The 21,578-nt window shown below is 33.8% G+C and carries 21 protein-coding genes, 1 pseudogene and 1 riboswitch; of the genes and pseudogenes, 10 read left to right on the top strand and 12 right to left on the bottom strand.

Translation table 11 applies throughout. From position 1 onward, the window contains the following. Positions 1-80: 80 nt before the first annotated feature. From BUB32_RS05835 to rlmD, 3 genes are all read right to left on the bottom strand, one after another. Complete coding sequence (locus BUB32_RS05835; RefSeq protein WP_072968262.1) at positions 81-866, bottom strand: alpha/beta hydrolase; 786 nt, start codon at positions 864-866, stop codon at positions 81-83. Between the two features lie 217 nt (positions 867-1,083). After that, complete coding sequence (locus BUB32_RS05830; protein WP_234949234.1) at positions 1,084-1,329, bottom strand: hypothetical protein; 246 nt, start codon at positions 1,327-1,329, stop codon at positions 1,084-1,086. 10 nt (positions 1,330-1,339) lie between these two features. Continuing rightward, complete coding sequence (rlmD, locus tag BUB32_RS05825; protein ID WP_407702963.1) at positions 1,340-2,698, bottom strand: 23S rRNA (uracil(1939)-C(5))-methyltransferase RlmD; 1,359 nt, start codon at positions 2,696-2,698, stop codon at positions 1,340-1,342. Positions 2,699-2,856: 158 nt separating this feature from the next. Here rlmD and BUB32_RS05820 point away from each other — a divergent pair, with 158 nt between their 5' ends. From BUB32_RS05820 to BUB32_RS05800, 6 genes are all read left to right on the top strand, one after another. Beyond that, positions 2,857-3,273 carry a HutP family protein gene (locus BUB32_RS05820; RefSeq protein ID WP_072968258.1) on the top strand — a complete coding sequence of 139 codons (417 nt, stop codon included), beginning with the start codon at positions 2,857-2,859 and terminating at the stop codon, positions 3,271-3,273. Positions 3,274-3,344: 71 nt separating this feature from the next. Beyond that, entirely contained in the window at positions 3,345-3,491 is a 147-nt protein-coding gene (locus BUB32_RS12955; protein WP_200773858.1) for a hypothetical protein, read from the top strand. 12 nt (positions 3,492-3,503) lie between these two features. Continuing rightward, complete coding sequence (locus BUB32_RS05815; protein ID WP_072968256.1) at positions 3,504-4,631, top strand: sodium ion-translocating decarboxylase subunit beta; 1,128 nt, start codon at positions 3,504-3,506, stop codon at positions 4,629-4,631. 371 nt (positions 4,632-5,002) lie between these two features. Then, positions 5,003-5,176, top strand: coding sequence for a spore coat associated protein CotJA (locus tag BUB32_RS05810; RefSeq protein WP_072968254.1), 174 nt, complete (start codon positions 5,003-5,005; stop codon positions 5,174-5,176). Between the two features lie 4 nt (positions 5,177-5,180). Further along, the gene (locus tag BUB32_RS05805; RefSeq protein WP_072968252.1) at positions 5,181-5,438 is read left to right on the top strand and encodes a spore coat protein CotJB; all 258 of its coding nucleotides are present in this window, start codon (positions 5,181-5,183) and stop codon (positions 5,436-5,438) included. A gap of 13 nt (positions 5,439-5,451) precedes the next feature. Further along, positions 5,452-6,024, top strand: coding sequence for a manganese catalase family protein (locus BUB32_RS05800; protein ID WP_003868341.1), 573 nt, complete (start codon positions 5,452-5,454; stop codon positions 6,022-6,024). A gap of 16 nt (positions 6,025-6,040) precedes the next feature. Here the strand turns inward: BUB32_RS05800 and BUB32_RS13275 are convergent. From BUB32_RS13275 to BUB32_RS05790, 3 genes and pseudogenes are all read right to left on the bottom strand, one after another. After that, positions 6,041-6,118 (bottom strand): annotated as a pseudogene (locus tag BUB32_RS13275) (YbaK/EbsC family protein); the annotation flags it as partial. A gap of 24 nt (positions 6,119-6,142) precedes the next feature. Then, positions 6,143-8,566, bottom strand: a complete 2,424-nt coding sequence (locus tag BUB32_RS05795) for a homocysteine S-methyltransferase family protein (RefSeq protein ID WP_072968250.1) — start codon at positions 8,564-8,566, stop codon at positions 6,143-6,145. 13 nt (positions 8,567-8,579) lie between these two features. After that, positions 8,580-9,491 carry a methylenetetrahydrofolate reductase gene (locus BUB32_RS05790; protein ID WP_072968248.1) on the bottom strand — a complete coding sequence of 304 codons (912 nt, stop codon included), beginning with the start codon at positions 9,489-9,491 and terminating at the stop codon, positions 8,580-8,582. 63 nt (positions 9,492-9,554) lie between these two features. Beyond that, positions 9,555-9,659, bottom strand: a riboswitch (SAM riboswitch). 499 nt (positions 9,660-10,158) lie between these two features. On the opposite strand from BUB32_RS05790, the gene glgP reads away from it, so the two are divergent. Continuing rightward, positions 10,159-11,784, top strand: coding sequence for an alpha-glucan family phosphorylase (gene glgP, locus BUB32_RS05780; protein ID WP_072968246.1), 1,626 nt, complete (start codon positions 10,159-10,161; stop codon positions 11,782-11,784). A gap of 45 nt (positions 11,785-11,829) precedes the next feature. Here the strand turns inward: glgP and BUB32_RS05775 are convergent, their stop codons facing one another. Further along, positions 11,830-13,185: a glucose-6-phosphate isomerase gene (locus tag BUB32_RS05775; RefSeq protein ID WP_072968244.1), complete on the bottom strand. Its 1,356-nt coding sequence runs from the start codon at positions 13,183-13,185 to the stop codon at positions 11,830-11,832. Positions 13,186-13,365: 180 nt separating this feature from the next. Here BUB32_RS05775 and BUB32_RS05770 point away from each other — a divergent pair, with 180 nt between their 5' ends. Together BUB32_RS05770 and pepT are read left to right on the top strand one after the other, a co-directional pair. After that, positions 13,366-13,863, top strand: coding sequence for a nitroreductase family protein (locus BUB32_RS05770; protein WP_072968242.1), 498 nt, complete (start codon positions 13,366-13,368; stop codon positions 13,861-13,863). A gap of 18 nt (positions 13,864-13,881) precedes the next feature. Further along, positions 13,882-15,108 carry a peptidase T gene (gene pepT / locus BUB32_RS05765; RefSeq protein WP_072968240.1) on the top strand — a complete coding sequence of 409 codons (1,227 nt, stop codon included), beginning with the start codon at positions 13,882-13,884 and terminating at the stop codon, positions 15,106-15,108. 211 nt (positions 15,109-15,319) lie between these two features. Here the strand turns inward: pepT and BUB32_RS05760 are convergent, their stop codons facing one another. Then, entirely contained in the window at positions 15,320-16,258 is a 939-nt protein-coding gene (locus BUB32_RS05760; RefSeq protein ID WP_072968238.1) for a DUF1848 domain-containing protein, read from the bottom strand. A gap of 91 nt (positions 16,259-16,349) precedes the next feature. Beyond that, on the bottom strand, positions 16,350-17,912 hold the full coding sequence (cimA, locus tag BUB32_RS05755; RefSeq protein ID WP_072968236.1) for a citramalate synthase: 1,563 nt from the start codon (positions 17,910-17,912) through the stop codon (positions 16,350-16,352). 169 nt (positions 17,913-18,081) lie between these two features. On the opposite strand from cimA, the gene BUB32_RS05750 reads away from it, so the two are divergent. Beyond that, positions 18,082-18,960, top strand: a complete 879-nt coding sequence (locus tag BUB32_RS05750; RefSeq protein WP_072968234.1) for a nitroreductase family protein — start codon at positions 18,082-18,084, stop codon at positions 18,958-18,960. 65 nt (positions 18,961-19,025) lie between these two features. Here the strand turns inward: BUB32_RS05750 and BUB32_RS05745 are convergent, their stop codons facing one another. The 3 genes from BUB32_RS05745 to BUB32_RS05735 form a co-directional block, all read right to left on the bottom strand. Continuing rightward, positions 19,026-19,943, bottom strand: a complete 918-nt coding sequence (locus BUB32_RS05745; RefSeq protein ID WP_072968232.1) for an AEC family transporter — start codon at positions 19,941-19,943, stop codon at positions 19,026-19,028. Between the two features lie 62 nt (positions 19,944-20,005). After that, positions 20,006-20,491, bottom strand: a complete 486-nt coding sequence (locus tag BUB32_RS05740) for a hypothetical protein (protein WP_072968230.1) — start codon at positions 20,489-20,491, stop codon at positions 20,006-20,008. A 139-nt stretch (positions 20,492-20,630) separates the two neighbouring features. Continuing rightward, positions 20,631-21,578: IS200/IS605 family accessory protein TnpB-related protein (locus tag BUB32_RS05735; protein ID WP_072968228.1), on the bottom strand; the 948-nt coding region annotated here is incomplete at its 5' end.

Genomic DNA, 21,578 nt, shown 5'->3' with positions numbered 1-21,578 from the left:
ATTTAAGACCTAGTATTTTAGTATGTTTTAATTATATCAAATCTTTAAAAAATATATAAAAACTTAAAGGATAGCACTTGCTATCCCTTTAAATTTTCTTTAAAGAAATTAATAGACTCTTCTATAGCCTTTTTCTCCCATTCTAACTTATTGAAAGTGTGATCTGCACCTTCAATGGTAATTCGCTTTGCATTGCCTTTATACACTTCTTCAAGTATTTTATCTGATACCTCATATTTTACCGCTGCATCTTCTGTGCCATGAACTATCAAAACCGGTTTATCATACCCTTTGGAAAGTTCAAATATATTTAGTTTTATCAAGTCGTCTATAAATTCTTTACTCAAAGCTAAGCCGCCGATGTCAATTATTCCCTCTCTTTCAAGCATTCCTAGCATTTTTTCGTCAGCACTTTTACTTTGCTCCAAAATCAATTCCGGCATATTAAAAGCAGGTGCCCAAAGAGCCAAAGCCTTTATTTCCTCCCTTAACTCACTTGCGATAACTCCAGCCACTGCTCCTCCCATGCTAAGGCCTAAAATACCTATATTTTCTACATCAGTCATAGATTCATTTTTTACAAATTTTATTATCTGCCTTGCATCTTCCAACTCTCCACTAAAAGTCATTTCGCTAAAATCTCCATCACTTTCCCCAGAACCGTAAAAATCAAACCTAACGCTGCCTATACCCACTTTTTCCAGCTGTCGTGAAAGCTTTACAAAAATAAAGTGAGGCTCCATTTTATTGCCAGTAAAACCGTGGAAAATAGCCACCATAGGGACTTTTCCGTGAATACCGTCAGGTAAGTGCATCATACCTCTTAATGTTTTTCCATTATAAGTAAATTCAACATACTTTTGCATAATTTCACCCCTCTTTGTTTTCTAATATTTAGTATACCACACCTTTGAAATAATTACCATATACTTATGCACTGTTATTTGGACCTTCCATGCTTTTTTAATCTTTTTTGATCAGCTTTTCAATAATATCGCTTAACTTGGAGTATGGTTTTAATTTTTTTATAAAAATTGCATTAGTTTAATAAAACCTGCTTCATCAATTCTTTCACTATGACATCTATTTCAAAGTCGACAGTTTTTTAGCATATCGTTCTTCATTGTAGGCTTCACCATTTTTTAGCACATCGTATATTTCTTCTATTAATATTGCGGCGATTTTTTCTTTTGCCTGTTGTTCTGTGTATCCTGATTTTTTCAGTCTTTCCAGTGTCACTTTGGTAATTGGTGGATTATTGTCTCTAATCTGGTTATTTACAACCTCTAAAATAATCCTTTTTAAATTCTGATTGGCCAAACGGCTCACCTCCTCATTCTTACTTTCTTTCTATTAAAACTACCGTCTCAACATGATAAGTATGAGGAAACATGTCTACACATTTTACTTTTTTCACTTTATATACATCTTCACTGAGGGTTTTTAAATCTCTTACAAGAGATTCAGGATTACACGAAACATACACTATTTTTTCAGCGTTAAATTTCACAATGTCTTCAAGCGCTTTTGGATTGATTCCAGACCTTGGCGGGTCCACAATCACCACATCAGGCATTTCTTTAATTTCTTTGAGTTTCTTTGAGACATCACCAGCAATGAAAGTGCAATTTTTAAGTCCATTGAGTTCTGCGTTTTCCCTCGCCGACATAACTGCTTCTTCCACAAGTTCTATCCCAATCACCTTTTTAGCCATTGGAGCCATAATTATACCTATGGTTCCAGTACCAGAATACAAATCAAAAACTATTTTGTCAGATACATCTCCTGCAAATTCCCTCACCGTCTCATAAAGTTTTTCTGCTCCGTGTGAATTAGTTTGAAAAAAAGAAAACGCACTTATTTTAAATTTTAAATCCAAAATCTCTTCTATGAGATAATCTCTTCCATATAACACTTTCAATCTTTCGCATACTACAGCATCTGACCAGGAATCGTTTTGAGTATGTAGTACACCTACAAGCCGACTTTCAAAATTCGCATTTTTATATCTTTCAATAAGCTCTGTAAAATCATGTTGCAACTGTGTTGTTGTCACAATATTCAACAAAATTTCCCTTGATTTTGAAGCTTTCCGAACCACCAAATGTCTCAAAAAACCTTCATGAGTCTTTTTGTCATAAAAAGGAAGCCCTTTTTTTATTGCATAATCAAAAGTAAGAGTTAAAGCTTTAATAAAGTCATCATCAGCAATATTACATTTATCTGTCATGATTACCTCATAAAATCGACCTTTTCTATGAAGTCCTAACGCCCCATTGCCTTCTTTATCTTTTCCAAAAGTGTATTCCATTTTATTCCTATAACCATGCTCTTTAGGACTTTTCACAATACCTAAAAATTCATAATCTCTTATTCCTTCTTTTTCAAAAAGCTTTTTCACAATATCTTCTTTTATCTCAAGTTGATCTTGATAGCTAACATTTTGATAAGTACAGCCGCCACAGTCCCCAAAGTGAGGGCAAAGGCTTTGCTTCTCCAAAGTAGAATTCTCTATTACTTCCACTATTTCGCCTTCTACCATATCCTTTTTTACTTTTTTAACTTTTGCCTTTATTTTTTGCCCCAAAAGTGCTCCTTTTATTTTTACTTTTTTCCCCTCAAAATAGCCTATCCCAAATCCACCAAATTCCATGTCTTTTATCTCAACTGTTATCACATCATTTCTTCTCACTGTCATTCCTCCTTTGCTATCTAGATTATACCTTATTTTGCTTAATAATTCTAATATTAAAATGTTTTCATCAAAAAATAAAATAACCTTTACATAATTTTAATAACGTTGTATACTAATACTGGGTGAGAGAGTGAAAGAGTGAGAAAGGATGAAGAATTAAAGTGTTTATAAACAACTTAACAGTTGCAAAAGGAGCCATAGTATTGTCTCTTTCCTCAAATAGAGAGGAAGAAGAAGAAATCAAAAAAGTTCTCATAGAAAAAGGTTACAAATGCGCCGTAACAGAGCTGGGAGGTAAAAGCAGCGAATTCAATGAAAAAATAGTCTCTGCAGTGGTAGGAGCAGCTTTAAACAATAATGTGATTGAAAAAAATTCAACTTCTATGCACGCCCTCTTACATGCTACAATTGAAGCTGTAAAATCTTTATCCTTGACTTTGCCCTTAGATGTAAGCCTTATGATGAAAATTGCAGTTGTAGCAGATAACACATGGATTGCAGTTTCAATGTTTGGAAAATCAGCTTTACATCCTCTAACGAATCATGAGAGGTTGGGTTTTGGAATAATGCACTTATAAAGTACATAAGGGGAGACAGAGGGAAAGAGTCATAATACTATGGCTCTTTTATTTTTTCAGGAGGTGAAATAATGGTACCAGATACAGTTTTAGGAGCTATTTATTTGTCAATCATAGACATGGTTTTGTTGTCAATGCTTCTTTTATTAATTGGTGCTATATTATCAAAGATATTTCCGTTATTTAGTAAAATCGAAAAATTTATTAACAAAAAATAAGGAGTGACACAAATGGATATTCTCTTAAAGCTTTTTAAGGATATGATACAAACTACTGGGCTTGTTCATTTAACTTTGGGCAATATCTTTTTAATCTTTGTGGGAATATTTCTCATATATTTAGCTATTGTAAAAAAATATGAGCCATTTTTACTTCTTCCAATAGGTTTTGGCAGTATTGTAGCAAACATACCAGCTACTGATTTATTACAACCTGGAGGACTTATACACTTTTTTTACTTAGGGGTTGAAAAGGTTATCTATCCTCCCCTTATCTTCCTCGGCGTAGGTGCCATGACGGACTTTGGACCTATGATTGCGAATCCTAGTTTAATGATTTTAGGTGCTTTTGCCCATATAGGAATATTTATAGCGTTAATAGGAGCTAAGGTTTTAGGTTTTAGTATATTTGAAGCGGGGGCAATAGGAATAATTGGCGGGGCAGACGGTCCAATGGCAATTTATGTAACTCAAAAATTAGCTCCCCACCTTATGGCTCAAATATCTGTCGCTGCGTATTCTTATATGGCGTTAATGCCTTTAATACAACCTCCTATCATGAGGTTACTTACTACAAAAGAGGAAAGGCAAATAATGATGAAACAGATGAGACCCGTTTCAAAAACAGAAAAAATAGCCTTTCCTATTGTAATAACTGTTTTAATAAATTTACTACTTCCTCCAATTGCTCCTCTTATAACAATGTTAATGTTAGGAAATCTTCTAAAAGAATCGGGAGTTGTAGAAAGGCTTGCAAAAACAGCCAGTGGAGAATTTATGAATGTAATTACAATATTGTTAGGAGTTTCTATAGGCTCTACAATGAAAGCAGATACTTTTTTGACCATTAAGACATTAGAAATAATCGTCTTAGGGCTTATAGCTTTCATGACAGGAACAGCTGGAGGTATACTGGGAGCTAAGTTTTTAAATAAGCTCTCTGGTGGAAAGATAAATCCCCTTATAGGTTCTGCAGGTATAGCTTCTGTTCCAATAGCTGCGAGAGTATCCCACTCTGTAGCCATAAAAGAAAATCCTTACAACTTTTTAATAATGCACGCCATGGGACCGAATCTTGCCGGAGTTTTTGGAACGGCAATAGCAGGTGGAATAATGCTTGTACTATTAGGAGTTCATTAAAGCAGCCAAAATGGCCGTTCATCTTGTTGACAAAGTTCAAAATTTTTAAATAGGATATTTTGCATCGTCGCTCCGATGTTCCAAAGCGACAAAACTAAACTCGACCTTCGTGTTCCGGCAGGGTACCGGGCACATCCGACCTCCTTGTCTTAGTGCCCGCCTCCGCCATCCGTGGCTACGGCCCTGCCTCCACCCTCGGTCTTACTAAGTTTTGTTGCCGCTTTGTCACAAGTCGCACCGATTGCAAAATATCCTATTTCCGAAAGTTTGTCTACAGTCTGAACAGCCAAAATGGCTGTTTTTTTACTGTATCACAAACATATATACAAGAATATTATATTAGTAAAACTACAGATTTGGAGGTTTAAAAAATGTACGACTATAATCCTTATATACAAGATTATGCTTTTCCTTCTCTAAAGCTTGCACAAGCTTATGTGCCTTTACAGAAGTATGTATCTCTTTATCCTCCGGAAGAAGCCATTAAAAAAGGCACTGCCTTTCCTGAACTTGATATGCCTTATGTAGGCGAAAAAATGAGGTGATAAAATGGATAGCAATCAAATATCTATGCTTAAGAAAATCATGGAAATGGAGTTTACCTGCATAGATTTGAATCTATATTTAGATACTCATCCCGAGGACCAAAAAGCTCTTCAAGACTACAACTATTATTCTAATCAATTGTCTATGCTAAAACAGCAATATGAACAATTTTACGGACCTTTGATAGTTTTTGGTCATTCACAAAGTCAATATCCTTGGAAATGGATAGATGACCCATGGCCTTGGGAAATAGAATATTGAGGAGGACTTTGCTATGTGGGTTTATGAAAAGAAACTACAATATCCTGCTAAAGTATGCAAACCAGATGTAAAAATGGCAAAATACCTCATCGCCCAATATGGAGGCCCTGATGGAGAATTGGCAGCCGCCTTAAGATACCAAACTCAGCGATTCGTCATGCCTACGGGAAAAGCAAAAGCAGTTTTGACAGACATTGCTACAGAAGAATTAGCACACCTTGAAATAATAGCAACTCTTGTTTTCAAACTTTTAAAAGGAGTACCAGTAGAAATATTAAAGAGAGAAGGATTAGGGGAATACTATACAGAACATGATAGAGGCTTATTCTACGCAGATACAACTGGAATGCTGTGGACCGCCGCCTATATCCAGGCTAAAGGAGATGCAATCGCTGATCTACACGAAGATATGGCAGCCGAAGAAAAAGCAAGAGCAACTTATGAACATTTAATAAATCTTACAGATGACCCTTGTGTAAAAGATACTCTAAGGTTTTTGAGAGAAAGGGAAATTGTACACTTTCAAAGATTTGGAGAGACTTTAGTACAGGTAAGAGAATATATGGAAAGTAAAAAATTCTTTTAAAAAAGTAGATGTATGTCTATTGGCATACATCTACCCATTTTCCTTCTACTATTTTATCAAGGTCCTTAACTTTTATGGTAACAGCAGCATTTATATTATTGACACTTCAACACCACCTTTAAATACCACAAGTTTTACATAAAAGAGCATTTTTTAAGAAAAACTTATCAGCAATTTTAACTGCATCTTGAGCCGTTTTTCCGTAATAATCTGCTCCAATCTTATAGGCATATTCCTCAGTCAAAACAGCCCCGCCTACCATTATTTTCACATCAGTATTTGCTTTAAGCAGTTTGATAATTTTTTCCATGTTAAATAAAGTAGTTGTCATTAAAGCACTTAAACCTACTAATGGTGCCCCACTCCGTCTTATTTCTTCTAATATCACTTCTCCTTTGACATCTTTTCCTAAGTCAATTACATCATATCCATAGTTTTCAAGCAAAACTTTTACTATATTTTTTCCTATATCATGTACATCTCCTTCAACTGTAGCAAGTATTATTTTACCTTTAGATACTGAACCTTTTGGAAGCTTTTCTTTTATTATCTTGAAAGCACTTTGCACCACTTCTGCAGAGCTCAAAAGTTGTGGCAAGAAATATATGCCTTTTTCATATCTATCTCCCACTTCTTTTAAGGCAGGAATTATTATGTTATCAACTATAGAAAGAGGCTGAACTTCCTCCTCTAAAATATTTTTTACTATATCTTCTACTCCTGACTTTTTGCCTTCTAAAATCTGGATATAGAGTTTTGATTTTAAATCTTCTTCTTGAATTTTTTGTTGTTCTTTCTCTTTGACCTCCTCTTTTTGCTTTTTCCCATATATATTCAGATAATTCACACTGCCTTTATCTTTATTTAGTAAAACCATTGAAGCCCTCAAAGTGTCCATCATGGCTTCATCGCAGGGATTTATAATAGCAGTAGTAAGCCCATAAGATGCTGCCATTGCTAAAAAAGTAGAGTTTATCAACCTTCTTTCAGGTAAACCAAAGGAAACATTGCTAAGTCCTACAACAGTATTTGCTCCTAACTCTTCTTTAGCCAATTTTATCGCTTCTAAAGTCTCAATTGCAGCCTCCTGCTCAGAAGAAACCGTCAGCACAATACAATCTATCAATATGTCCTCTTTAGGTATGCCATACTCTTCCGCTTTTTTTATAATTTTTTCCGCATTTTCAATTCTTTCATGCCTATCTTTGGGAAGCCCTTTATCTCCTACAGTAAGTCCTACAACACAAGCTCCGTATTTTTTAACAATAGGAAGCACTTCTTTTAAACTTTCCTCTTTTGCACTTACAGAGTTGATTATGGGTCTACCTCTTAAAATTCTTATAGTTTTTTCTATCGCTTTAATATTAGTGCTATCTATTTGAAGAGGAAGGTCTACTACATTTTGTATTTCAGAAACTACCTTGGGAAGTAATTGCTCCTCATCTATTCCTGGTACCCCTACATTTACATCCAATATTTCTGCTCCACATTTTTGCTGTTTTATAGCTTCCTCTACTGCTAAACCTACATCTCCGGCCAAAAAAGCCTCACTTAACTTCTTCTTCCCAGTTGGATTAATACGCTCCCCTATAACCCTTAAAGGATAATTTTCACCTATGAAAACTGTTTTTGTATTAGAAGCTACAGCTGTAAATTTGTTTACTTTAACTTTTGGCTTTAAATCTTTTACAGCCTCTTTAACAAGTTTTATATAGTGAGGAGTAGTACCGCAGCACCCCCCAACTATAGAGGCACCTTTTTCAACAAGAGAAGGAAAGAAACTAGCAAATTCTTCTGGTTTTAAGTCATAAACTGTTTTGCCGTCTCTAATCACAGGCATACCTGCATTAGGTTGTGCAATAATAGGTATGCGAGAAACTTGAGACATTTTTTCCACTACACTTACCATTTTATCGGGACCTGTCGAGCAGTTAACGCCAATGGCATCTAATCCTAATCCTTGTAAACTAACTACTACAGTTATAGGGTCTGACCCCATGAGAGTCCTTCCATCTTCTTGAAAAGTCATTGTACATATAACTTTCATGTTTGAATTCTCTTTAGCAGCAAGAATGGCAGCTTTTGCCTCCAGCATATCTGACATTGTTTCAATTAAAACAATATCTGCTCCTGCACTTTCTGCAGCTATAACTACTTCTTTAAAAACATCATAAGCCTCATCAAAAGTCATGTCTCCATAGGGGGTCAAAAGCTCGCCAATAGGTCCTATAGAAAGTGCAACGGGTTTATCTTTGGAAGCTTCTTTAGCTATTTTAACTGCTTGAGTGACAATATTGAAAACCTCATTTTCTAGTCCATATTTTGCTAATTTTATCCTGTTAGCCCCAAATGTATTTGTTTCAATTACATCCGCTCCTGCTTCTATATAGGACTTGTGGATATCAAATACTACTTCTGGATGGGTTATATTCATATATTCGGGACACTCTCCCGTTTTTAAACCCCTCTCTTGAAGTTGTGTTCCCATTGCTCCATCAAAAACAATCACTCTATTTGAAAGTTCTTTAAAAATGTCTAACATTTTTTACCTCCATTTAATTCATTTGTACTTTATTTTCTTTAAAATCACAGGCCAAATCATCAACTCTTGAAATTATTTCCAACACAGCATCTGTACTTCCTAAAGGCATAATGTGAATTCCCCCAACTTCACTGCGTATCCGTTTTATAAACTCTACAGCTATGTTTATTCCTTCTTCTTTTCCTCCATCCTTTAGCCTTTCTAAAACTTTTTCTGGAATATCTATACCTGGCACTTTTTCATTTAAATTGACTGCCATTTTATAGCTTTTAAGAGGTAATATGCCTACCAAAAGTGGTACATTGAAATTTTTAATCTTTTCAATAAACTTAAATAAAATATCTTCATCATAAACTGGTTGTGTTTGAATAAACTCTGCCCCTGCTTCTATCTTAACTTTAAGCTTTTCTATGGCCTCTTCTCTTAAATCACTTGGATTTGCAGTAGTACCTGCACAAAATTCTGTTGGTGAATCTAATTTATTGCCATTGTAATCATAACCTCTATTAAAGGCACTGATAATCTTTAAAAGCCCAATAGAATCTACATCGTATACCCCCTTAGCTTGAGGAGTATCACCATGGGAGGGGTCGTCTCCTGTCAAAGCTAATATATTTCTTACCCCTAATGCATAAGCTCCAAGGAGTTCAGACTGAAGCCCAATTAAATTTCTGTCTCTACAGGTCAAATGAAAAATAGTTTCAATGTTTAAGTGGTCTTGCAAGAGGTGAGCTACTGCTATGGGACTCATTCGCATATTCGCCATAGGAGAATCCGTTATATTTAAGGCATCTACAATGCCTTTTAATTTTCTCGCTTCTTCAATAGTTTTCGTTATATCTACCCCTTTTGGCGTAGAAATTTCTGCTGTCACAACAAACTTCCTTTTCTTAAGTTTAGTACACAAATTTTCATTTTTCAACATCTACATCGCCTCCATTTCTAAAAATAAAAAAGTCTCTTCGCCAAAAGAAGAGACACTAATACTCTCTCATCTTTCAGCGAAACGCTGCTGGAATTGGCACCAAGACGCATATAAAATGCCGGTTGCCGGGTTTCATCGGGCCAGTCCCTCCACCACTCTCGATAAGAGATTTTAAAGTATTAAATTGTTAAACTATTTAAGCTATATGATACTATGGATTAACTCCTATGTCAATAGAAATTTTTTTGTCCCTCTCTAAAGATTTTGCAGGCTTTTAACTTTTTTAAAATAAATCTGTAAATTTTTTATATTATTTGCTATACTATAATTGTAAAGAATACAAATTTTCGAGAAAGGAATGTTTTTCATGTTCTCATCTCTTATTTTTGGTATCCTTTCTATTGGATCAATTATACTTTATGGTTTAATCTGGTGGAAAATTTTTGATAAAACTGGTTATGGAGGAGCATATGGCCTTTTGATGTTTATACCTATTGTGAATTTTATAATGCTTTTAGTATTAGCATTCACTGAGTGGCCCGTACATAGATATAAAAATTATTGAGCAATAACACTGCTTTTATTTTTAATACTTGTGCAACCACTTGCATAATGATTTTTTTAATATTATAATATACTTAACACTTGAAAAATGAGGAGGTTTAATATGAGTAATGAAAAATTGCCAAAAGTAGCCTATTTCTGCATGGAATACGGCTTACAATCAGATTTCAAACTATACGCAGGTGGTCTTGGCATTTTAGCAGGAGACCATCTAAAAGCCGCAAAAGAATTAGGTATGCCTTTAGTAGGAATAGGCATACTGTGGAAACAAGGTTATACAGAACAACATATCGGTGAAGACGGATACCCTTATGATGCTTATCGCAATTACACACGCAAATACGACTTTTTAAAGGACACAGGAGTAAAGGTAAAAGTAAAAATAAGAAACAAAGATGTATACTGCAAAGTATGGTTGGTAGACAGCTTTGACAATGCACCTTTGTATTTGCTTGACACAGATATACCAGAAAATGGAGATAGATGGATAACAGGTCAACTTTATGGATGGTTTGGCGAAGAAAGAGTCGCACAAGAAATAGTGTTAGGCATTGGCGGAGTAAGAGCTTTAAGAGCTTTGGGAATTGATGTAGATGTTTATCATTTTAACGAAGGGCATGCAGTATTAGCAGCCATTGAGCTTATAAGAGAGAAAATGGAAAATCAAAATATGAGCTTTGAAGAGGCGTGGAAAGCTACAAGAGAAGAAGTAGTATTTACAACCCATACCCCTGTTAAAGAAGGAAACGAATCTCACGATTTAGAACTTCTTATGTACATGGGCGCAAACAATGGTCTTTCAATTGAGCAAATGGCTCAAATCGGTGGTGTTCCTTTTAATATGACAGTCGCAGGTTTGAGACTTTCTCGCATTGCAAACGGTGTCTCAAAACTTCACGGGCAAACTGCAAACAAAATGTGGCAACATGTTGACAACAAAGCACCTATAATCTCCATAACCAATGGTATTGACAGAAACACTTGGGTAGATAAAAGGATAATAGAAGCCTACAACAAAGGTGAAGGACTCCTACAAACTCATAATATTTTGAAACAAGACTTAATTGATTTTGTATATCAAAGGACAGGAGTTAAATTGGACACTGACAAGCTTTTGATAGGTTTTTCAAGGAGAGCTGCTCCTTACAAAAGAAGCGACCTTATATTTACCAATGACGAAGTTATAGGTGATTATTTAAGGTCTAAAAAAATTCAAATGGTATTTTCAGGAAAAGGTCATCCATTAGATGACGTGGGTAAAAAAATTGTCGCAAAATTAATAGACATGACAAAGAAATATCCTGAAAGCGTAGTATTCCTAGAAGATTACGACATGACAATAGGAAAAATGCTTACTCGAGGCGCTGATGTGTGGTTAAACAATCCAAGAAGACCATTAGAGGCCAGTGGTACCTCCGGCATGAAAGCCGCCATGAACGGAGTGCTAAATTTAAGTATTTTAGATGGATGGTGGCCAGAAGCTTGTATAGACGGAGTAAATGGCTGGCAATTTGGAGATGGTTTTGAGTCTGACAACATAGAAGAATTAGACAAACACGACCTCGAAGCACTTTATAACGTCCTTTTAAATAAAGTAGTTCCAACCTACTACAACGATAAAGCGAAATGGGAAAATATGATGAGAGAAAGTATAAGGACGACTTATGAAGCTTTCTCAGCTAATAGAATGTTAAAAGAATACTACGATTTAATGTACACAAAAAAATAAGTTAACCCCTATTTAAAAAGGCCGCGCAATTGCCCGGCCTTTAATTTATTTTCCCAATCTTTTTTCTAACAATTCTTTTTCTTTTTCATATCCTGGTTTTCCTAAAAGTGCAAACATATTTTTCTTGTAAGCCTCTACTCCTGGTTGGTCAAATGGATTAACCCCATTTATATATCCGCTTATAGCACAAGCCATTTCAAAGAAATATACCAAATTACCAAAGTAATAAGGTGATATTTCCGGAATATTTACCACGAAGTTAGGAACATTTCCATCTGTATGAGCCAATAATGTACCTTCAAAAGCCTTTTTATTGACAAAATCTATAGTTTTTCCTGCTAAAAAGTTAAGCCCATCTATATTGTCCTTGTCTTCATTTATAACTATATCTTTAACAGGTTTTTCAACATTTAAAACTGTTTCAAAAATATTTCTGCTTCCCTCTTGTATAAACTGCCCCATTGAGTGTAAATCTGTCGTAAAATCTACTGAAGCAGGATAAATTCCCTTATTGTCTTTACCTTCACTTTCTCCAAAAAGCTGTTTCCACCATTCAGAGAAATAGTGAAGCTTTGGCTCATAATTTACAAGTATTTCTATAGCTTTGCCTTTTCTGTACAAAATATTTCTCAAAATTGCATACTGCATGCTTATATTTTCATTAAGGTTGTCTTTAGTATAGACTGTTGAAGCATCGTAAGCACCTTGCATCATATCGTCTATGCTAATGCCTGCTACTGCTATTGGTAGAAGGCCTACAGCTGTCAAAACTGAGTATCTTCCTCCAACATCATCAGGAATTACAAATGTTTCATATCCTTCTTCATCAGCTAATTTTTTTAAAGCTCCTTTCGCTCTATCTGTTGTCACATATATTCTCGATTTAGCCCCTTCTTTTCCATATTTTTTCTCAAGGAAATCTCTAAAAACCCTAAAAGCTATCGCAGGCTCTGTGGTAGTACCAGATTTAGATATTACATTTATAGAAACATCTTTGCCTTCTATAAGTTCAAGTAAATCACTTAAATATGTAGAACTTATGCTGTTTCCAGCAAAATAAATCTCCGGCGTATTCCTCTTACCTTTTGGCAATAAATTATAGAAGGAATGAGAAAGCATTTCAATTGCCGCTCTTGCCCCTAAATAAGACCCACCTATACCTATAACTACAAGCACATCAGAATCTGATTGAATCTTCTCTGCTGCTTTTTTAATGTGTTCAAACTCTGCCTTATCATAATCTTTGGGAAGACTTACCCATCCTAAAAAGTCATTCCCTTGAGCATTTTTATTAAGCACCATATCAAGAGATAACTTTGCATGCCTTTCCATATATTCAATTTCTTTTTCACTTACAAATTGCAATGCTTTTGAATAATCAAAACCTATCAATTTCCTCATATGTAAACCTCCATTCTTTATTTACATACTCATATTTTATATCATAAATCTATCTTATTCAAGTTTTTCAAAAGTATGTATAAGTTTACTTAGCTTTATTTTTATACAGTATTAAATTTTTGTCAATCTTTTTGGAATTTTTACTTTATGGGATATAATATAAAGAGGAGGTGCGAAATTATGGAGGCATTAGAGGCTTTAAAAAAGAGAAGAAGTATAAGGAAATACATAGATAAACCTATTCCAAAAGAAATACTAGAAGACATAATAGACTGCGCAAGGCTTGCTCCCAGTGGAAATAACGCACAGCCCTGGCATTTCGTCGTTATAACAGACAAAGAAAGACTTAAATTCATAGCAGAAAAAGCTACATATGGAAAATTTATTAAAGATGCAGGAGCTTGTGTCATCGTCTATTGCGATAGAAATAACAGACATCACTTAGAAGATGGTTCAGCAGCAACAGAAAATATATTACTCGCAGCTACTGCCTACGGCATAGGTTCCTGTTGGGTAGCGGGGTATAACAGAACCTACGAAAAAGAAATAAACGAATACCTCAAAATTCCTGACAGCTTAAGAATGATTTCTATTATATCATTAGGATATCCCGCAGAAGAGCCTCAACCAAAATATAAAAAATCTTTATCTGAAGTTTTACATTGGGAAAAATTTTAAATGATGGAGGTTTTCTATATGTCAAAAGTAGTGGAGAGATTTTTAAAATATATAAAATATCATACAACATCGAATGAAAGTTCCTCAAGTTATCCTAGCACTGAAGGTCAATTAATATTTTCAAAAGAATTAGCAAATGAGCTTGAAGAAATAGGCCTTAAAGAGGTAAATGTAGATGAAAACGGTTATGTTACGGCTTTACTTCCTTCAAATACTGACAAAAAACTCCCTACAGTAGGATTTATAGCTCATATGGACACAAGTCCTGACATGTGCGGCAAAGATGTAAAGCCTCAGATAATAGAAAATTATGATGGCAAAGATATAATCTTAAACAAAGAAAAAAACATAGTATTATCTCCTACTGAATTTCCAGAGCTCAAAAATTACATAGGAAAAACTTTAATCACCACAGACGGAACAACTCTTTTAGGGGCTGATGATAAAGCAGGAATTGCAGAAATAATAACAGCTATGGAATATTTAATAAATCATCCTGAAATAAAGCATGGCAATATAAAAGTAACCTTCACACCTGATGAAGAAATTGGTAGGGGTGTAGACAAATTTGATGTAAAAAAATTTAATTGTGATTTTGCTTATACTGTAGATGGTGGTGGAATTGGAGAAATAGAATACGAAAATTTCAATGCTGCCAGTGCTAAAATCAAAATTAATGGCAGAAATGTGCATCCAGGAACCGCAAAAGGAAAAATGAAAAACTCCATTTTGATTGGAATAGAACTCCAAAATATGTTACCTGAACATGAAACTCCTGCCCATACTGAAGGATATGAAGGTTTTTATCATTTGAACAATTTTGAAGGCAATGTAGAACAAACTAAAATGTATTATATTATCAGAGATTTTAATAAGCAAACTTTTTTAGATAAAAAAGAATACCTAAAAAGCATTGTAGAAACATTAAATAAAAAATACGGTGAAGGCACACTAGAGCTTGAACTTAAAGACCAGTATTACAATATGAGAGAAATAATTGAAAAGCATATGCACATAGTCGATACAGCATTAGAAGCAATGAAATTAGTAGGAGTGGAACCTAAAATAGTGCCTATAAGAGGAGGCACTGATGGAGCAAGATTAAGCTATATGGGGCTTCCAACACCTAATTTATTCACAGGAGGGCATAATTTTCACGGTAAATATGAATTTATACCGACATATGCAATGGAAAAAGCAGTCGAAGTTATAATAAAAATAATTGAGCTTTATGCACAAAAATAAAGGATGGTCAAAAACTATCTCTTCAGACTGTAGACAAACTTTCGTAAAGGAGATATTTTGTATAAGGAGTGACTTGTGACAAAGCGGCAACAAAACTTAGCAAGACCAAAGGTGGAGGCAGGGCCGAAGCCATGGATGGCGGAGGCGGTCACCTTAAGGCATGGATGCCACCTGACGGGGTACCCTGCCGGAACCTGAAGGTCGAGTATTTTCATTTATCAAAAATTGAAGTTTGGCTAATAGCGTAAGATTTAATTCCCCTTTCTTTTATTACATCATTTTCAGCCAATTTGCTACACAACAGTGGAGAATTCACATCATATTGCTTTACATTTTCTTTTATAGAACTTATATTGCTGTTTGCATAGCAATAAATACAACCATGCAAACAAGTATCATAAGCACCAACATCGACGCTTTCAGCGCAACCACAAAGCTTCCTCTGATTTTTATCTTTTCCTACATTAAGCTTTTTCCCCGAAAGTTCCGCTATTAAATCCGGATCTATACATCTTGCATGCTCTACACCATAGGAAGATAAATCCAATTCTTCTGCACAAGTCTCAAGTTTAATTGAGTGCTCTTTCGCTATTTCATAAAATCTATATGTAATTTCTAACTTCTGTTCTTTATTTATCTCATAAGCACCTATCTTTTCTAAATTCTTACGCATTTTAGGATAAAAGGTCACAAAACTAATGATACATTTTGAAGTGTAACCGTAAAGTTCAGACATTATTTCCTTAAAGCTTTTTACATGGTATTCTATATCAAATTCGGGAATTAAAATAATAGGGTCATAACGCCAAATTACCCTCTCTTTCCCTATTTTGCTAGACAGCTTTTTAAAAACTTCAATTATATGTGATTTTTCTGGCACATTCCTCTCTATTCTTTTATCATAGGGATTTAAAGTAAATAAAAAATAATAAGCATAGTCCTCTATCAAATGCAATTTCGGTATCATTTTTTCTGGATTTTTTGTCCAAAACACAATGCCATCTACTGCATCTTTCTTTAAAGAGACTTTACTGACTTGATGAAAATTAAAAGGATTCCTCACCAAAACATAGCCTTCCTCAATTCTTTTAAAAAACCAATCGCTATAAAAAGCCGGAATATCCGTTCTCCTGCTTGCACTTATTATCAAGATGTATTCTCCTTTCAAAAAAAGAGAAATTGACATGTTCATTTTTACTTTAACATCAATGACAATTCATGTCAATTTCTCCGTTTTTGAATTAACTTTCTTTGTTAAGTTTGTACTCTATTGAATCAACAAGGGCTCTCCAACTGGCCTCAATAATATCTGTAGAAACCCCAATTGTGCTCCAAGAATCTTTTCCGTCTGTCGACTCTATTATAACTCTAACTTTAGCAGCAGTTGCAGAATTAGAATCTAAAACCCTCACTTTATAATCTGTCAACCTCATCTCTTTTATCTGTGGGTAAAATCTCTCCAATACTCTTCTTACAGCATTATCAAGAGCATGCACTGGACCGTCTCCATCTGCAGCAGCTATTTCTTCCACTCCATCTACTTCCACCTTTATAATTGCAAAAGAATTAACACTATTAACAGAGGGTTCATTTACAATAACTTTGAACTCTTTTAAATTAAATGCTGGTTTATATTTTCCAAGAACCTTTCTTATCAAAAGTTCTAAAGAGCCTCCTGCATTTTCATATTGATACCCCAAATACTCCATTTCTTTTAATTTGTCGAGAATTAATTTTGTTTCAGGTGAATCTTTTGTGATTGTCGGGTCCATCTCGTTTATAGCATTTAAAACTGCCCCTCTTCCGGCAACTTCAGAAATCAAAAAGGTTCTGCTATTTCCCACTAAAGAAGGATCAATCAGTTCATAAGAGTAAGTATTTTTATTTACAGCATCAGCATGCATCCCTGCTTTATGGGCAAATGCGTTTTTCCCCACATAAGGCGCTCTTTCATCGTGAGTGATATTTGCAATTTCACTTACAAACCTCGCTAAATGAGTCAATTGTTTCAGATTTTCATCAGGCACACATTTATATCCCATAAGTAATTGCAAATTCGGTATCAAGGTACATAAATTCGCATTGCCACATCTTTCACCATAACCGTTTATTGTACCTTGTACTTGTATTGCCCCTGCTTGTACAGCCATTATAGAATCTGCGACAGCCATTCCGTTATCATTATGACAGTGTATTCCTACTTCTGTATTAAATTTATCCACAACAGTTTTTGTTATTTCATAAACTTCCATAGGAAAAGTTCCGCCTTTTGTATCACACAAGCATACACTGTCTGCACCCGCTTCTAATGCTACTTCTAATGTCTTTAAAGCATACTCTGGATTTTGTTTGTAACCATCAAAAAAATGCTCTGCATCAAATATAACTGACTTACCTTTGTCTTTGAAAAATTTTACTGTATCATAAATCATTTTTAAGTTTTCTTCTAAAGCAGTTTTCAAAATTTCTGTAACTTGAAAGTCCCATGACTTGCCAAAAATAGTTACTACCTCTGTGTCAGCATTTAAAAGGGAAATCACATTAGCATCCTCTTCGGTAGTTGTATTCGCTCTTCTTGTGCTGCCAAAAGCGATTAATTTAGCATTTTTTAACTTAATATTTTTAACTCTTTCAAAAAATTCAATATCTTTAGGATTAGACCCAGGATTACCTGCCTCAATATAGGTTACACCAAACTCATCAAGAACTTTAACTATCTTTAATTTATCTTCCACAGTAAAAGATATACCTTGTCCTTGAACTCCATCTCTTAATGTTGTGTCGTATATCCGTATACTCTTCACAATGCATCCCCCTTTATACCTTTTTTATGTATAGTACATATTTTATCAAATTGAACTGATAAAGTGAAGAGGCAAATAAAAGTTTTTCATTAAAGGTTTCATTAGCTTAATTATGTCAATATCTATGTTATAATAACATTAGCAAATCAAATGAAAAGGAGGGCTTTCAATGGATGCACTAGACAAACTTAAAAATAGAAAAAGTTGCAGAAGTTTTTTAGAAAAACCTATACCAGATGAAGATTTAGATGAAATATTAGATATTGGGCTTGCAGCCGCAAGTGGTGGGAATACTCAACCAATTACCATAATAAAAGTAAGAAATAACGAAACAAAAAAGACTTTACGTCAAATATTAGGACAAAATTTTATAGAAGCTGCAGACACCATACTATTTTTTATTTTAGATTTTTACAAGCAACGCAAATGGTGTCAATTAAGCAAATCTCCCTACGGGCGCCACAGATCATTTTTAGAATTTATAATAAGCCTTGAAGATGTTATGTGCACAGCACAAAGCATCGAAAGTGCCTGCACTTTGAAAGATATCGGATGTGTATATTTAGGTACACCAAACTTGAGATATGAAGAACTAAAAGAAATATTGTCATTACCAGAACTTACAATACCCGTATTAGCAATGTGTCTGGGCTATCCAAAAAATTCTGGAAAACCTAATAAAAAACTCAATAAGAACGCTGTAATTTTTGAAGAAAAGTATAAAATTTTAAGCGACGAGGAAATAATAAAATACTATGATAACGAAAAATATAATAATATAAAAATTAACATTAATGATAAAAATTTTAATTTGGCAGAAAAATTGTTTGAAATTTCAAAACAAGTAGAAAGCGATAGCTTTGCTAATGAAGTAAAAAATTATATAAAAGAAAAAGGTTATATTAATGCTGCTCAAAAACTCTTTGGATTACACTACAACCCTATCGAAATGATCGGAATGAATGAATGGATATGGAATTTTTTTAAAAGCCAAGGCTTTGATTTTTTGGATAATTCTTTTCATATTAATAGGTTAGATGTAAAATAAAGTTTATAAAATCTCATTTAAAGACTCTACATTTAAAAAAATAAATAGATGATATTTGATTAATTTTACCATTTTAGCATAACAATACTCATTAATATAACTCCAATAACTATTGACATCGTTATAAAAACAGAAGCTAGTTTAGGATTAAGTCCCCTTTCATTGGAATATAATACAGCCACCATTGGAGTTGGGAGTATCGAACCAATTGCAATAATTTTTACAATCAATTGGCTTGTATCAAATAAAAATGCCAATAATAAAAATAAAATGATACCAGGCAAAAATTTAACAAACATGCCTATGCCCAAAGCTTTTAACTCATCTTTATTTAAGTTAAAATCTAAAAAGTAACCTATTGTAAATAAAGCAAGAAAACTGTTAGATATAGAGAGCTGATAAATAAAATCTTTAACAATTTCTCCTAACTTAATATTTAAAAAATTCATCAAGAGAGACAATAAATATATATCAAGTGGAAAGAAAAAAATTATTTTTCTTATTACTTCTTTTAAATTAAAATTCTCCTTATCAGAACCTAAAAATGCTACAGCATAAGCAAGTCCAAAAACAATAAAAGAATTGCCTATATCAAACATTGAAATAGTCATTACTCCTTTACTTCCATACACCTGCTGTATAAAAGGCAAAGCAAATAAACCAATATTATACCCACATATAGAAACTAATAAAGTCCATTTATCTTTATCATCCAATTTAACTTTTTTTACAATAAAATAACCTAATAAAAAAGTAAGTAAACCTAAAAGAATGCTTATAATAGGCAAAATTAATAAATGCAAATTAATAGTATGCTCAGAAAAAACTATTAATATTGTAGCAGGTAGTGTAATATATAAAACTATTTTACTTAGTACATCTCCAGCGTTATCTGGTATGATTTTTAATCTTTTAAATAAATATCCCAATAAAATAATTCCAATGTTCAACAAAATCTTTTCTACTATAATAAAATGCTCCAATATAAGTCACCTCAATATTATTTTAGCATGATATGATACGTTGATAAATCATAGTTTGTATTTTAAAAAATGTTTTGAATTTTCTTTAGCATAGCATACCCGGAAGTCTTAATATTTATTTCAATCTGTCCTTTTGCATTATTACCTACAATTTTTATCCTGCTTTTACCTTTTTCAGTTTGTATAGTTTTTTCACCTTTTCCGCTTTGTTCAAAAACATTTATTACTTTATTTTCAGGTGTAATAAATACCAATTTGAATTTGCCTTTATCTACTTTTGAATCAAATTTAATCGTTACTGTCCCTTTCCCCTCAGATTCTACTTCCCAAATAGTCTCCATTCCATAAAAACCACTGTATACTATTTTTAAGTTGTTATCTTTTATATCTCCTACCCTATTTAAAAATGTATAACTATCTCCTTGATTTATTATTTTAGCATTGTCATTGTATATTTCTTTCTGATAACTACTAATATTGCTACATCTGCAAAAAATAGACATTACCAAAAACAAAAGTATGAATTGATGTAAAAATTTATTCATCATGAAATTATACCTGGTTACCTAAACTGTACAGTTCAGATAGCTGGGGTATTTGTAGTCCGCCCTTCAGACTTTCCCAGCCCCAGCAGGCGGTATTTGGGAAAGTCATAGCCCCTGCCCCAAGAAGCAGGAACTTGCGCCCTTAAGGGCCTCCCCACTTACCCTGAATTAATAATTCCCTCAGGGCAGAGAAGTCTCTTTTTACCTTCTCAGGGGAGAGTGGAGTTACCACCGCTACCTTGAGAACTCGCCAGAAATTATAGGCACTAAAACTTGTTCCCTTCAGAGGTTTTAGTACCCTTTCTGGCTTACTCTCAAGGCTTTGTAAAAATTCTATTGCTTTGTTTATTTCTTTTAAGTGTTTTTTCTTTAACTTTTTGTTTTTGACTGTTTTCTTTACATGCTCTTTTAATTCTTCTAATTCTTTTACAGTTAATGTATTGAGAAACTTTATATAATTGTCTGGTATCTTTTCTTGCAGTCCCAACCCTCTTCTTGCTATTACATAGGCCGCTGCTATATCTTTTGTTATCATGTATTGCGGTGCATATTTTAACATCCCTATTATTGAGGTGTAATAAGGATTGACTTCTATTACTTCTATCCCTTCTCTTTTTGCTAGTGTTTTTATTTTTGAAAGAAGTGATTTATAGCTGAAATTATGTCTTATCCTTCTTGATTTTCTCCCTGAAAAGTCTCCTCTTTTACCTTTTTCTTTTATTTCTAATTCTTCAATTACTATTGCTTTTCTTTTCTCTTTTGCTATTTTTACTATCTCATGAGCATAGTGCCATCTGAAATATTCTCTTTTGTCTTTATTTCCACTTGCAACCTCTGTCATTGGTATTTTATTATAGCTTATTAGATTGCCTTTTTCATCTGTTTCTGCCCATGATATGTTGTCTGGATATGCGTTTATATCTATTCCTATTGCTCCTTTTTCTTTTGTTATTTTTATTTCTGGATATTCTTCTTCAATAGCAAAATAGGCGTATATATTGCCATTTTTAAGTTTTAATTCTACAGAGTAAGGTATGCTTGATTGGGCAATTTCCTGAAGGAGTTCTTCTCTTTTTTTATTCTTTTTATA

It is taken from the genome of Thermoanaerobacter uzonensis DSM 18761, assembly GCF_900129115.1.
In the GTDB taxonomy this organism is placed as follows: Bacteria; Bacillota; Thermoanaerobacteria; order Thermoanaerobacterales; family Thermoanaerobacteraceae; genus Thermoanaerobacter; species Thermoanaerobacter uzonensis.
Note: the sequence above shows the minus strand (reverse complement) of the source record. Positions and strands in the feature narration are given on the sequence as shown.

Excerpts from the sequence above, each read along its gene's own strand:
- BUB32_RS12955 (WP_200773858.1), top strand. The coding sequence starts at position 3,345 with ATGGTACCAGATACAGTTTTAGGAGCTATTTATTTGTCAATCATAGAC.
- BUB32_RS05770 (WP_072968242.1), top strand. The coding sequence starts at position 13,366 with ATGGAGGCATTAGAGGCTTTAAAAAAGAGAAGAAGTATAAGGAAATAC.
- pepT (WP_072968240.1), top strand. The coding sequence starts at position 13,882 with ATGTCAAAAGTAGTGGAGAGATTTTTAAAATATATAAAATATCATACA.
- BUB32_RS05800 (WP_003868341.1), top strand. The coding sequence starts at position 5,452 with ATGTGGGTTTATGAAAAGAAACTACAATATCCTGCTAAAGTATGCAAA.
- BUB32_RS05750 (WP_072968234.1), top strand. The coding sequence starts at position 18,082 with ATGGATGCACTAGACAAACTTAAAAATAGAAAAAGTTGCAGAAGTTTT.
- BUB32_RS05835 (WP_072968262.1), bottom strand. The coding sequence starts at position 866 with ATGCAAAAGTATGTTGAATTTACTTATAATGGAAAAACATTAAGAGGT.
- BUB32_RS05810 (WP_072968254.1), top strand. The coding sequence starts at position 5,003 with ATGTACGACTATAATCCTTATATACAAGATTATGCTTTTCCTTCTCTA.
- BUB32_RS05775 (WP_072968244.1), bottom strand. The coding sequence starts at position 13,185 with ATGAGGAAATTGATAGGTTTTGATTATTCAAAAGCATTGCAATTTGTA.
- BUB32_RS05815 (WP_072968256.1), top strand. The coding sequence starts at position 3,504 with ATGGATATTCTCTTAAAGCTTTTTAAGGATATGATACAAACTACTGGG.
- glgP (WP_072968246.1), top strand. The coding sequence starts at position 10,159 with ATGAGTAATGAAAAATTGCCAAAAGTAGCCTATTTCTGCATGGAATAC.
- BUB32_RS05805 (WP_072968252.1), top strand. The coding sequence starts at position 5,181 with ATGGATAGCAATCAAATATCTATGCTTAAGAAAATCATGGAAATGGAG.
- rlmD (WP_407702963.1), bottom strand. The coding sequence starts at position 2,698 with ATGACAGTGAGAAGAAATGATGTGATAACAGTTGAGATAAAAGACATG.
- BUB32_RS05740 (WP_072968230.1), bottom strand. The coding sequence starts at position 20,491 with ATGATGAATAAATTTTTACATCAATTCATACTTTTGTTTTTGGTAATG.
- BUB32_RS05790 (WP_072968248.1), bottom strand. The coding sequence starts at position 9,491 with ATGTTGAAAAATGAAAATTTGTGTACTAAACTTAAGAAAAGGAAGTTT.
- BUB32_RS05795 (WP_072968250.1), bottom strand. The coding sequence starts at position 8,566 with ATGTTAGACATTTTTAAAGAACTTTCAAATAGAGTGATTGTTTTTGAT.